The organism is Bradyrhizobium sp. USDA 4369 (genome assembly GCF_054056435.1).
In genome coordinates, this window is sequence record NZ_JBSRYH010000001.1 from 6,033,892 (window position 1) to 6,046,531 (window position 12,640).

At 66.4% G+C, this 12,640-nt stretch carries 10 protein-coding genes; 3 read left to right on the plus strand and 7 right to left on the minus strand.

The genetic code is table 11. From position 1 onward, the window contains the following. Window positions 1-14: 14 nt before the first annotated feature. The 5 genes from ACVIJ6_RS27380 to ACVIJ6_RS27400 all read right to left on the minus strand — a co-directional run bounded on the left by ACVIJ6_RS27380 (window position 15) and on the right by ACVIJ6_RS27400 (window position 4,919). On the minus strand, window positions 15-803 hold the full coding sequence (locus tag ACVIJ6_RS27380; protein ID WP_456775258.1) for an IclR family transcriptional regulator: 789 nt from the start codon (window positions 801-803) through the stop codon (window positions 15-17). Window positions 804-836: 33 nt separating this feature from the next. Continuing rightward, the gene (locus ACVIJ6_RS27385; RefSeq protein WP_456775259.1) at window positions 837-1,598 is read right to left on the minus strand and encodes an SDR family NAD(P)-dependent oxidoreductase; all 762 of its coding nucleotides are present in this window, start codon (window positions 1,596-1,598) and stop codon (window positions 837-839) included. After that, a complete protein-coding gene (locus tag ACVIJ6_RS27390; RefSeq protein ID WP_456775260.1) occupies window positions 1,595-3,328 on the minus strand; it encodes an FAD-dependent oxidoreductase in 1,734 nt (577 codons plus the stop codon). The genes ACVIJ6_RS27385 and ACVIJ6_RS27390 overlap by 4 nt, the downstream gene beginning before the upstream one ends. Before the next feature lie 10 nt (window positions 3,329-3,338). Then, the gene (locus ACVIJ6_RS27395) at window positions 3,339-4,550 is read right to left on the minus strand and encodes an ABC transporter substrate-binding protein (protein WP_456775261.1); all 1,212 of its coding nucleotides are present in this window, start codon (window positions 4,548-4,550) and stop codon (window positions 3,339-3,341) included. Window positions 4,551-4,700: 150 nt separating this feature from the next. Beyond that, window positions 4,701-4,919: a hypothetical protein gene (locus ACVIJ6_RS27400; protein WP_456775262.1), complete on the minus strand. Its 219-nt coding sequence runs from the start codon at window positions 4,917-4,919 to the stop codon at window positions 4,701-4,703. Between the two features lie 990 nt (window positions 4,920-5,909). Here ACVIJ6_RS27400 and parC point away from each other — a divergent pair. Further along, window positions 5,910-8,162, plus strand: a complete 2,253-nt coding sequence (gene parC, locus ACVIJ6_RS27405; RefSeq protein ID WP_456775263.1) for a DNA topoisomerase IV subunit A — start codon at window positions 5,910-5,912, stop codon at window positions 8,160-8,162. 82 nt (window positions 8,163-8,244) lie between these two features. Next, entirely contained in the window at window positions 8,245-9,207 is a 963-nt protein-coding gene (locus ACVIJ6_RS27410) for a cation diffusion facilitator family transporter (RefSeq protein ID WP_456775264.1), read from the plus strand. A gap of 12 nt (window positions 9,208-9,219) precedes the next feature. Here ACVIJ6_RS27410 and chrA read toward each other — a convergent pair whose 3' ends face one another. After that, complete coding sequence (gene chrA, locus ACVIJ6_RS27415; protein WP_456775265.1) at window positions 9,220-10,611, minus strand: chromate efflux transporter; 1,392 nt, start codon at window positions 10,609-10,611, stop codon at window positions 9,220-9,222. Continuing rightward, the gene (locus ACVIJ6_RS27420) at window positions 10,608-11,426 is read right to left on the minus strand and encodes a chromate resistance protein ChrB domain-containing protein (protein WP_456775266.1); all 819 of its coding nucleotides are present in this window, start codon (window positions 11,424-11,426) and stop codon (window positions 10,608-10,610) included. The genes chrA and ACVIJ6_RS27420 overlap by 4 nt, the downstream gene beginning before the upstream one ends. Before the next feature lie 210 nt (window positions 11,427-11,636). Between ACVIJ6_RS27420 and dmeF the strand changes: the two genes are divergently transcribed. Next, window positions 11,637-12,605, plus strand: a complete 969-nt coding sequence (dmeF, locus tag ACVIJ6_RS27425) for a CDF family Co(II)/Ni(II) efflux transporter DmeF (RefSeq protein ID WP_456775267.1) — start codon at window positions 11,637-11,639, stop codon at window positions 12,603-12,605. The last annotated feature ends 35 nt before the right edge of the window (window positions 12,606-12,640 follow it).

Sequence of the window (12,640 nt, forward strand, 5' to 3'; positions counted from 1 at the left end):
GGCAGCGTGAAACCTTACGGCTGCACGATGCCGTGGCCGAGCTGTTTGGAGATCTCGGCCGCGCAAGCGCGCAGGCGGTTGGCGAGGGGGGATTGCCAGCCGGCATCGAAGGTGCCGGCCGGCCCCATCGCGGTGATCACCAGCGCGACGTGTCCGGCGTGATCGAACACCGGCGCGGCGAAGGCGTTGACGCCGGGCAGCGGATCGCCGACGGCGCGCGCCAGGCCTTGCGCGCGCACCTCGGCCAGCATCTCCGTGACCTTCGGACTCTTGGGGGCGCGCTTCGGATTGTAGCCGACGCCGAGACGGTCGAGGCCGGCGTCGAGCGCGGCCTTGATTGTCTTCGGTGGAAGAAAGGCCGCGAAAGCTCGGCCCGTCGCGGTCTCCAGCAGCGCCATGATCGAGCCGACGCGCATCACGATATGCACCGCATGGCACGGCTCCTCCAGCCGCACCACGGTCGGGCCATTGGTGCCCCACACCGCGAGCGACACCGCGTGGTCGATGGCGCCGGCGAGTGCGGCGATCTTCGGGGTCGCGATCCGTACCGCCGACAGCCGGCGCAGGCTGATCAGGCCGAGCTCGAGTGCGAGCGGGCCGATCTCGTAGCGGCCGGTGGCTTCGTCCTGCTCGATCAGGCCGATGCGCGAGAAGCTGACGAGATAGGGATGCGCCTTGGCGGGCGGCAGCCCGGCCTCGCGCGCGAGATCGCGCAGCATCATCGGCTCGCCGCTGCGCGCCAGGGCCTGCAGCAAGGTGCCGCCGACCTCGATCGACTGGATGCCGCGGCTCTCTCGTCCCATGCTGTCGAAGGTCCCCCTGGTCCGGCGCCGTGCCTACACCGCCAGGAAGCCGCCGTCGACCGGCAGCGTGACGCCGTTGACGTAGGACGCCATGTCGGAGACCAGGAACGCGACGGGGCCGGCCAACTCCTCCGGCTGGCCGACGCGGCCGAGCGGCGTGCGGCTCATGAAGCCGGCGAGCCGCTCCGGATCGTTGCGGGTCGATTCCGTCATCGCGGTCGCGATCACGCCGGGTGCGATCGCGTTGACGCGGATGCCGTCGGGCGCGAGCTCGCGGGCCAGCGCCTGGGTCAGCGACTTCACGCCGCCCTTGGACGGCGAATAGCCCAGCGTGTTGCTGATGCCGATGAAGGAGGCGACGGAGGCGATGTTGACGATGGTGCCGCGCGTCTCGCGCAAGGCGCCGAGAAAGGCATAGGTGACGTTGAACACGCCGTTGAGATTGACGTCGAGCACGCGCTGCCAGTTCTGCGCCGCGCGCGGCGAATCGATGTTCTCGCGGATGATGATGCCGGCATTGTTGACGAGGATGGAGATCGCGCCGGCCTCGGTGTGCAGTTGCGCCGCCAGCGCCGTGCAGCTTGCGGCGTCGGTGACGTCGAGCCGATGCGCCCACGCCTTGCGGCCGTGGGCGCGGATCTCGGCGGCGCAACGCTCGGCCCCGTCCACGTCGATATCGGTGATGACAAGATCGGCGCCGCGGCCGGCGAGCCCCAGCGCAATCGCGCGGCCATTGCCGTTCGCGGCCCCCGTGACCAGAGCGAGCCGTCCGGCCAACATCTGACTGTCGCTCATGCGGCGCTCCTTTGGCTGGCGCGTTCGGCGAGATGCCGGCCGGCAATGTAGCCGAAGGTCAGCGCCGGTCCCAGCGTGATGCCGGCGCCGGGATAGTTGCCGCCCATGATGCTCGCCATGTCGTTGCCGGCGGCATAGAGCCCCTCGATTGGCTGGCCCTGCGTGTCGAGCGCGCGGGCGTGTTCGTCGGTGCGGATGCCGGCATAGGTGCCGAGGTCGCCGATCACCATCTTGATCGCGTAGAACGGCCCATCCTTGATCGGCGCGATGCACGGGTTCGGCCCGTGCAGCGCATCGCCCTGATAGCGGTTGTAGGCGCGCGAGCCCTTGCCGAAGCCCGGATCCTGGCCGAGCGCGGCATCCGCATTGAAGGCGGCGACGGTCGCTTCCAGCGACATCGCATCGATCCCGGCCACGCGCGCGAGCTCGGCGAGTGTTGCGCCGCGCTTGAGATAGCCCGTGCTGAGATGATGGCCGAGCGGCATCGGGAAGGGCGGCACGCAGCCGAGCCCGTAGCGGCGCAGCGAGCGGTGATCGGTGACCAGCCAGGCCGCGATCTCGTGGCCGGGCTTGGCCGCTTTCACCATCGCCTGCACGAAGTCGTGGTAGGAATTGCCTTCATTGGCGAAGCGCACGCCATCTGCGGTCACCGCGATCACGCCCGGCTTGGCGCGATCGATGAAATGCGGCATCACGCCCTTGCTGCCGTCCTTCCGCGTGGTGACGGAGACCGGCACCCAGGCCGCGGCATGCGGCAGGCCGTCCTCGACGCGGCCGCCGACGGCTTCCGCCAGCCGAAGCCCATCGCCGGTGTTGCCGACAGGCCCTGGCGAGACATGCTCCTGTCCCGTCGGCGCATGCGGAAACATCGCCCTGCGTCGTTCAATGTCGTGCGGAAAGCCGCCGCAGGCGAGCACCACGCCGAGCCGCGCATTCACCCGGATACGCCGGCCCTGCCGGGTCACCACGGCGCCGCGCACGGCATCGCCGTCGCGGATCAGCTCGGCCACCGGCGACGACAGCCACAAGGGAATGCTGAGGTCGAACGCCGACTTCGCGAGCCGGCCCGCCAGCGCATTGCCGTTGGTGAGTGTCATGCCGCGGCCATGGCGCAGCACGTCCAGCGCATGTTTCGACAGCCGCTTGGCGACGTAGAACGCCGAGGTCAGCGACTTGGTCGCGCGCATGAAATGGATGATCTCCTTGCCGGAGCCGAGCATCATGCCGAACACGGTGAGCTCGGGCAGGGGCTGGCCGAGATCCTTGATATGACGCCCGAGCTCGCGGCCGTCGAACGGCCGCGTCACCATCGAGCGGCCGCCTTGCGTTCCGCCCGGCGCCTCCGCGTGATAGTCCGGGAAGGTCAGCGGCATGTCGAATTTCAGCGCCGTCTTGCTGGTGAAGAAGTCGACTGCCTCCGGCCCCTTGGTCAGGAACGCATCGACCCGCGCGGCGTCGTAATTGTTGCCGGCTTCGTGACGCAAATAGGTGCGCGCCAAGTCCGGCGGCTCGTCGATGCCCCAGGCCTTGGCCAGCGACGTGCCGGGAATCCACAGCCAGCCGCCGGAGCGCGCGGTGGTGCCGCCGAAGCGCGGCTCCTTCTCGGTGACCACGACCTTCAGCCCGGCATAAGCGGCGGTGACCGCCGCCGACAGCCCGGCGCAGCCGGAGCCGACCACCAGCACGTCGCAATCATAGCTGTCGCCGTCCTTGGTTTCAGCTCCGCTCATGGACGCGCTCCTATTTCTTCAACAGCGGGCACTTGGATTCGGAGACCGGGCGGAACGCATCCTCGCCCTTCACGGTCTTGACGATCTCCAGATAGTCCCACGGCTCCTTCGATTCCGACGGCTTCTTGACTCGGGCTAGATACATGTCGCGAATGACGCGGCCATCCTCGCGCAGCTTGCCGCCGTGAACGAAAACATCCTCGATCGGCAGCTCGCGCATCTTGGCCATGACAGCCTTGGGATCATCGGTGCCGGCCGCCTTGATCGCCTTGAGATAATGCAGCACCGATCCATAGACGCCGGTCTGGATCATCGTCGGCATCACCTTGGTGCGGGCGAAGAACCTCTTCGACCAGGCGCGGGTCGCCTCGTCCATGGCCCAATAGGAGGCCGTGGTCATGTAGGTGCCCTGCGCCGCCTCGAGCCCGATCGCATGCACGTCGGTGTCGAACATCAGGAGGCCGACCAGCTTCTGGCCGCCCTTGACCAGGCCGAACTCGCCGGACTGCTTGATCGCATTGTCGGTGTCCTGGCCGGCATTGGCGAAGGCGACGACATCCGCCTTCGAGCTCTGCGCCTGCAGCGCAAAGGAGGAGAAGTCGGCGGTGTTGGTCGGATGCTTGACGCCGCCGAGGATGGTGCCGCCGAGCTCCTTGATGAAGCGGGCGGCATCCTTTTCGAGCTGCTGGCCGAAGGCGTAGTCCGCGGTGATGAAGTACCAGGACTTGCCGCCCTGGCTGATCACGGCGGAGGTCGTCACCTTGGACAGCGCATAGGTGTCGTAGGTGAAATGCACGGTGTTGGGACTGCACAGCTCATCGGTCAGCGAGCTCGCGCCGGGGCCGGACAGCAGCGCGATCTTGTTGCGCTCGCGCACCATGTTGTGCACGGCGATCGCGATTCCGGAATTGGGGATGTCGACGACCGCATCGACCTTGCCATTGTCGAACCAGTCGCGGACGATTGTGGTGCCGACGTCGGTCTTCATCTGGTGGTCGGCGCTGATGATCTCGATCGGCTTGCCCAGCACGGTGGGACCGAACTCCTCCACGGCCATCTTCGCGGCTTCGACCGAACCCGGGCCGCTGTTGTCGCGTCCCCAGCTCGAAAGGTCTGTCAGCACGCCGATCCGCACCACGTCGTCGGAGACCTGAGCGGTCGCGCTTGTTGCAATGAAACACGTCGTTGCCAGGAACGCGCAGGCGAGCCACTGCCGTCGCATGAAGATCCTCCCCGTTTTGCTCCGCTCTGTCGGCGGTCGGTGCGAATTAGGCATTAACAAACGCATTTGTCAAATGCGAACGGGCGAGATGCAGCGCACAATGGTGGAGGGCACGTGACCTGGCCTGCGACGGCGAGCGCGCGACGGGCTCTAGGCGCGCGGCATGATCTGCAGTTCGAGCAGCGCCAGCCGCTGCATCACCGCAGGATCGCGCTCGCCGGTCTTGGCTGTCCGCAGCACGGCTTCGGCGAGCAGGTTGACGTGGGTCGAAGTGACCGGCTCGGGCAGCGCGGCGACCGCGTCGTCGAGCGCCTGCGTCATCAGCGCAATCAGGTCAGGTGTAAAAGCGGCGTCTGAAAAATCTTTCATGCAGAATTGTCCGCGGCGGGAGCTTCGGGGCATCAATCACGCGGTACACTCTGTCAGTTGGCAACGCGCCAGCGGCACTTGCGGTTCCGGCCCTTCAGGATTCGGGTATGCGTGAATGCGTGATCAGCCATGTGCAAACTGCCCGTCGAGCCAATCTGTCGCGGCCGGCGCGCCTTGTGTTGTCGGGCAAATCAGAACGATGTTGACGCGCATCCCGCCTTCACACAGGGGACGTATCGCGGTCGTCACGACACGTGGGAGGTGGGGAGCGGTGGCCTGTCGGATCGCAGCGCGCAGCTTGCGTGCGGACGAACGAGTTCGGCAGGACGACGAAATCGCAGCGTCCTGGCGCCCCGAAGCTGGCGTCAAGTCCGTGGGGGATCATCCCGCGGGCGACGGTGGCTCACAAGCCGGACACCGGGGAGACTGCGTATAAGTCGTAAACCCATCGCGCAGGGAAGGCCGGGTCGCTCCGGCTGAACCTGTGGTACCTGCCGCCTGCATTTTTTCTCGCAGGCGGGCCACGGGCCTCAGTCGAGGTCCGGCCTTCCCTGCGCCCTTGTGATTGGCGAGGGTGATCGATTTGAGAACTCGGGCGCCGATCGCGTCGCGAGACCGCCGAGACGCGTCTGATGGTGAGGTTTCTGATGGTGAGGCTCAGTTCATCGCCGTCATCGTCCGCGCAGCAGGCGGACGATCTAGTACGCCGCGGCTCATCGGCTCAATCGTGGGCGCCTGTGGATACTGGGTCACCCGGTCAAGCCGGGCTACGACACCGGAGGTGACTTTGAGCTGCTGCACCCCCCATGCGCACCTGGAGACCGCCTAATTCCCAGCGATTCCCGGTTCCACCGCCGGATTCCCGCCGTTTTCCTCGCGGAACCGGGCAGGGCTGTCATTGCGCCGTGCCGCATCATCGCATAAAGCCTGTTCCCAAATCGTTCACGTTGGCTCAAGCCCATGGGCTAACCCACTGAAAGCTCAACGCTAATGGGAAAATCACTGATTCCGCCGGAGCCCGCGGAGATTCACGAGGTCGCGCTGCGCGAGGCGCTGGAAGAGCGCTATCTGGCTTATGCGCTCTCCACCATCATGCACCGCGCGCTCCCGGACGCCCGCGACGGCCTCAAGCCGGTGCACCGGCGCATCCTCTACGGCATGCGGCTGCTGCGGCTCGATCCCGGCACGGCGTTCAAGAAGTCCGCCAAGATCGTCGGCGACGTGATGGGCTCGTTCCATCCGCATGGCGACCAGGCGATCTACGACGCGATGGTGCGCCTCGCGCAGGATTTCTCCTCGCGCTATCCGCTGGTCGACGGCCAGGGCAATTTCGGCAATATCGATGGCGATAACGCCGCCGCCTACCGCTACACCGAAGCGCGCATGACCGACGTCGCGCGGCTCCTGCTCGAAGGCATCGACGAGGACGGCGTCGAGTTCCGGCCGAATTATGACGGCCAGTCGAAGGAGCCGGTGGTGCTGCCCGGCGGCTTCCCGAACCTGCTCGCCAATGGTGCGCAGGGCATCGCGGTGGGCATGGCGACCTCGATCCCGCCGCACAACGCCGCCGAGCTGTGCGACGCCGCGCTGCACCTGATCGAGAAGCCGGACGCCAAGTCGCGCGCTCTGTTGCGCTGGGTGAAGGGCCCGGACTTCCCGACCGGCGGCACTGTGATCGACTCGAAGGAACAGATCATCGAGGCCTACACCACGGGCCGCGGCTCGTTCCGCGTCCGCGCCAAGTGGAAGCAGGAGGAGGGCAATCGCGGCACCTGGATCGTGGTGATCACCGAGATCCCTTATCTCGTGCAGAAGTCGCGCCTGGTCGAGAAGATCGCCGAGCTGCTCAACGAGAAGAAGCTGCCGCTGGTCGGCGACGTCCGCGACGAATCCGCCGAGGATGTGCGGCTCGTCATCGAGCCGAAGTCGAAGAACGTCGATCCCGCGCTGATGATGGAATCGCTGTTCCGGCTGACCGATCTCGAGAGCAAGATTCCGCTGAACCTCAACGTGCTGATCAAGGGCAAGATTCCGAAGGTGGTGGGTCTCGCCGAGTGCCTGCGCGAATGGCTCGACCATCTGCGCGACGTGCTGTTGCGGCGTTCGAACTACCGCAAGAAGCAGATCGAGAACCGGCTGGAGATCCTTGGCGGCTATCTCATCGCCTATCTCAACATCGACGAGGTGATCCGGATCATCCGCACCGAGGATGAGCCAAAGCCGGTCCTGATGAAGACCTTCAAGCTCACCGAGGTGCAGGCCGAGGCCATCCTCAACATGCGCCTGCGCAGCTTGCGCAAGCTCGAGGAAATGGAGATCCGCACCGAGGACAAGAATCTGCGCGGCGAGCTCAAGGGCATCAACGAGCTGCTCGCCTCCGAGCAGGTGCAGTGGGCCAAGGTCGGCGAGCAGGTCAAGACCGTGCGCGACCTGTTCGGACCGAAGACGCCGCTCGGCAAGCGCCGCACCAATTTTGCCGACGCGCCGGAGCACGATCTCGCTGCCATCGAGGAGGCTTTCATCGAGCGCGAGCCGGTCACGGTGGTCGTCTCCGAGAAGGGCTGGGTGCGCACGCTCAAGGGCCACGTCGCCGATCTGTCGAACCTGCAGTTCAAGACCGACGACCAGCTCGGTCAGGCGTTTTTCGCCGAGAACACGTCCAAGGTGCTGCTGTTCGCCTCTAACGGCAAGTTCTACTCGCTCGACGTCGGCAAGCTGCCCGGCGGCCGCGGCCATGGCGAGCCGATCCGCATGTTCATCGATCTCGACCAGGACGCCTCGATCGTCTCGATGTTCGTCAGCAAGGGCGAGCGAAAGTTCCTCGTGGCGGCCTCCGACGGCCAGGGTTTCGTGGTCAAGGAGGAGGACTGCGTCAGCAACACCCGCAAGGGCAAGCAGGTGTTGAACGTGACGGCGCCGGCCGAGGCGCGCGCGATCACCACCGTCCAGGGTGATCAGGTCGCGGTGATCGGCACCAACCACAAGATGGTGGTGTTCGGCCTCGACCAGGTGCCGGAGATGGCGCGTGGCCGCGGCGTCCGGCTGCAGAAATACACCAGCGCGCAACTGTCCGACGTCACGACCTTCGAGCAGAAGCAGGGGCTGGCCTGGAAAGATTCCGCCGGTCGCGATCAGGGCCTGAGCTGGAAGGAGCTGGCCGACTACCGCGGCAACCGCGCCGATGCCGGCCGCATCGCGCAGGGCTTGCCGAAGTCGAACAAGTTCAACCGGCCGATCGAGTAGCGACGTAATAGTATCCGTCCGGCGGCCGTCTATATCAGGCAGCGGGCGATCGCGGGGCGCGCGATCGCCGGGGACCTTTCGGATGGCGCACTCGCATTCTCACCATCACGGCCATGATCATTCACATGATCATGGCCAATCTCACACCCACGGCCACGCCGGCCACAGCCACGCGCCCACGAGCTTCGGTGCGGCGTTCGCGATCGGCGTCTCGCTCAATACCGCCTTCGTCATCGCCGAGCTGGTGTTCGGCTATGCTGCGAACTCGCTGGCGCTGATCTCGGACGCCGTCCACAATCTCTCCGACGTGATGTCGCTACTGCTGGCCTGGGGGGCGCTCTGGCTGTCCGGCCGCAAGCCGACCGATCGCCACACCTATGGTTATCGCCGCGCCTCGATCCTCGCTGCGCTCATCAATGCCGGCCTGCTGCTGCTCGTGGTCGGCGGTATCGCCGTCGAAGCCTTCGACCGCCTGCGCAACCCCGGCGAAGTGGCCGGCAGCATCGTGCTGTGGGTCGCGTCGCTCGGGATCGTCATCAACGGCGCCACCGCACTGTTGTTCATGCGCGGCCGCGACACCGACCTCAATATTCGCGGCGCCTATCTGCACATGGCCGCGGACGCCGGCGTGTCGTTCGGCGTCGTCGTGGCCGCGCTGGTGACGATCTGGACCGGCTGGCTATGGGTCGATCCGGTGGTCAGCCTGATCATCGCCCTCGTCGTGCTGCTGAGCGGCTGGGAGCTCGCGCGCGACAGCGTCAACCTCGCGCTCGACGCCGTGCCGCGCGACATCGCGCTGCCGGAGGTGCGCGACTATCTCGCCGCGCTCGACGGCGTCAGCGAGGTACATGACCTCCACATCTGGGCGATGAGCACCAACGAGACCGCGCTGACCGCGCATCTGGTGCGGCCGGGCGGCACCGACGACGCGTTCCTGCATCAGGTCTGCGCGGAACTGTCCCGCCGCTTCAACATCCAGCATCCGACCTTGCAGATCGAGGCCGACGGCTGCGCCTGCAAGCTGGCGCCGGCCGACGTGGTCTGAGCCGGCGATGCGTCAGCCCCATCCCGCCAGTCTCAGCAGCACGCCGGCGGCGCAAGCCGCTCCAAGCACCGTCATCATACCAAGCTTGAAGCGGAGGATGGCGACCGCCGCGGCGAGGGAGAGCAGCAGCGCGGCGCCGTCGACGCTTGCCAGCACCGGCGCGTCGAAGTCGAGGCCGAAGCCTGTGATCGGGACAGTCTGGCGGAACAGCGTATGCAGCGCGAACCAGATCGACAGATTGAGGATCACGCCGACCACCGCCGCGGTGATCGCGCCCAGCGCGCCCGCGAGTCCCTTGTTGCCGCGCAGACGCTCGATATACGGCGCCCCGACGAAGATCCACAGGAAGCACGGCGTGAACGTCACCCAGGTCGCGAGCAGGCCGCCGAGCGTGCCGGAGATCAGCGGCGAGAGCGATCCGGGATCGCGCGCGGCGGCGACGAAGCCGACGAATTGCAGCACCATGATCAGCGGGCCCGGCGTGGTCTCGGCCATGCCGAGCCCGTCCAGCATCTCAGCAGGGGCGAGCCAATGATAGTGCTCGACCGCCTGCTGCCCGACATAAGCGAGCACCGCATAGGCACCGCCGAACGTCACCATCGCCATCTTGCTGAAGAACAGCGCGATCTGGCTGAAGGTGCTCGCGGTGCCCAGCATCGCGACCAGTGCGATCACGGGGGTCAGCCACAGCGCAAGCCAGACCAGGGCCGTGACGACCGTGCGTCGCGGATTCGGCTTGGCATGCTCCGGCAGCAGCTCGCCGAGCGCGCTGTCGCGGTCGCCATTGTCGCCGGATCCATGGCCCGCAGCGGCGAATTCGGGGCGTCCGGCGCGGGCGCCGAAATAGCCGATCACCCCGGCCGCGATGATGATCAGCGGAAACGGGACGGCAAAAAAGAAGATCGCGATGAACGCGGCGGCGGCGAGGCCGATCATGAGGTTGTTGCGCAGCGCGCGGCTGCCGACCCGCACCACCGCCTGGATCACGATCGCGAGCACCGCGGCCTTCAGCCCGAAGAACAACGCCTCGACGAACCAGACATGGCCGAATGCAACGTAGATCCAGCTCAAGGCCATGATGGCGACGATGCCGGGCAGGATGAACAGGCCGCCGGCCATCAAGCCTCCGGCGGTCCGGTGCATTAGCCAGCCGATATAGGTCGCCAGCTGCTGCGCCTCGGGGCCAGGGAGCAGCATGCAATAGTTCAGCGCGTGCAGGAACCGGCCCTCCGACACCCAGCGCTTTTCGTCGACGATGATCCGGTGCATCACCGCGATCTGGCCGGCCGGGCCGCCGAACGACAGCAGCGCCACGCGCAGCCAGACCCGGAACGCCTCGGCAAAGCTGACGCCGTGGCCGGCGTCAACCTTGGCGGAGGCAGTTGATGAGACCAGTTCGGTCATGGCTTCACCTTGCTGGTCGGCCAGTTGTGCGATTCGCCGGTTGCGTCGCGGCACCAACGATAGAACGCATCATAGAGCCCAAGGCCAGCGTCGAGTTGCGCAAGGTCGTCGTCGTAGATGCGGGACAGGCCGAGCGAGGCGGCGAGCAGCCCCGGCGCCTCCGGGCTGAGATCGAGCCGCGCCGTATCTGCCGCGCGCACGATCCTGGCGAGCCGCTGCAGGGCCGGCGTCGTCAGCCCGAATTCCTCGATCATGACATCGAAGGTGCAGAGCTCGCCGCGGTGGCTCCAGAACGTGCTCTCGACGTCGAACGGCGCAGCCTTGAAACGCTCGCCGACCGCCATGACTTCGGACGGAGCGACGAAGAGAAACACCGCCTGCGGATCGACGAAGCGGCGGATCAGCCAGGGGCAGGCGATGCGGTCGATCTTCGGCCGGGCGCGGGTGACCCAGACGGTTCGTCCTTCGCCGTCCCGCGGCGGCAGCTTGGCGGCGGGGACCAGCGGCAGGCCCGCAGCCTTCCACGCCTCGAAGCCACCGTCCAGGTTTTCGGCCGAGGCTTTGGCCACGCGCAGCCAGGCCGCAGCACCGTGCGAAAGCTTGGCACCGCGCTGGCAGATGACGATGACCGAGCGGCCGGCGAACGCCGCGCTCCACTGCGGCGCCTCCACCGCGGGGCGCCGGATCGCGCCGGGAATGAGCCGCGGATCGGCGGCGAAATCCTCGTCGGTGCGAACGTCGATCAGAATCGGTGCCTGCGGGGTTCCGATCAGACGGCTAAGTTTGTCGGGAGAAATCGATGCGAAGGATGACATGATGCGTCCTCGTGTCAAAATGACGGGACGCGATACTTGGGCATGTCGCCTCGTGGGGAGATCGCGAGGTCCCCATATCGACTATTACAGCGGAACCGGTTTGCGCTGTCAATCGCGGTGCGGCGCAATCGTCCGGCTCTATGGTAACGTCGCTGCCGCGCCGCGCGGGTCGCGCCGAGAGCGATGCGGGTGAAGCGAGGAGAACGGCCGGTGCCATCACAAGCCGATCATTGGGCGCATGATCACATCTTCCTGGGCGCCGAGCACGAGCGCAACGAGCGCCGCACTTGGTTTGTGGTCGGCCTGACCCTGGTGATGATGGCCGGCGAGATCGCTGCCGGCTCGCTGTTCGGATCGATGGCGCTGCTCGCCGACGGCTGGCACATGGGCACGCATGCGGCGGCGCTCGGGATCGCCGGGCTGGCTTATCTCTTTGCCCGCCGGCACGCGCGCAATTCGTCGTTCAGCTTCGGGACCGGCAAGTTCGGCGAACTGGCCGCCTTTTCCAGTGCGATCATTCTGCTGATCATCGCACTCCAAGTCACTTATGAGAGCGTGATCCGGCTGTTGCGCCCGGAGCCGATCGCCTATGGCGAGGCGATCGCCGTCGCGATCCTCGGTCTCCTCGTCAATCTCCTCAGCGCCTGGCTGCTGGCCGATTCACACCCGCATCATCACGGTCATCACCATCACGCCGAACATCATCATGACCACGGCGACCGCGAGAATCACCACCACCATCATCACCGTCACCACGACAACAATCTGCGCGCCGCCTATCTCCACGTGCTGGCGGATGCGGCGACTTCACTGCTGGCCATCGCGGCCCTGTTGATCGGCATGTATCTGGGCTGGGCCTGGGCGGATGCCGCCGTCGGCGTCGTCGGCAGCGCCGTCATCGCCAGCTGGGCGTATGGGCTGATCCGCGATGCCGGCGCAGTGCTGCTGGACGTCAATGCCGATCGCAGGCTGGAGGCCACGATCCGGGCCCGGCTGGAGGCGGGCGGCGACCGTGTCACCGATCTGCACCTTTGGCAGGTCGGGCCCGGTCACCGCGCGGTGGTCGTTTCGATCGTTTCTAAGAGCCCTCTGGCGCCGGCGATATACAAACAGCGCCTGACAGATCTGCATGGGCTGAGCCATGTCACCGTCGAGGTGGAGCACGGCCTGCATGTCTGATAACAGCCCTTTGCAATACATGGATGGACTGCCCC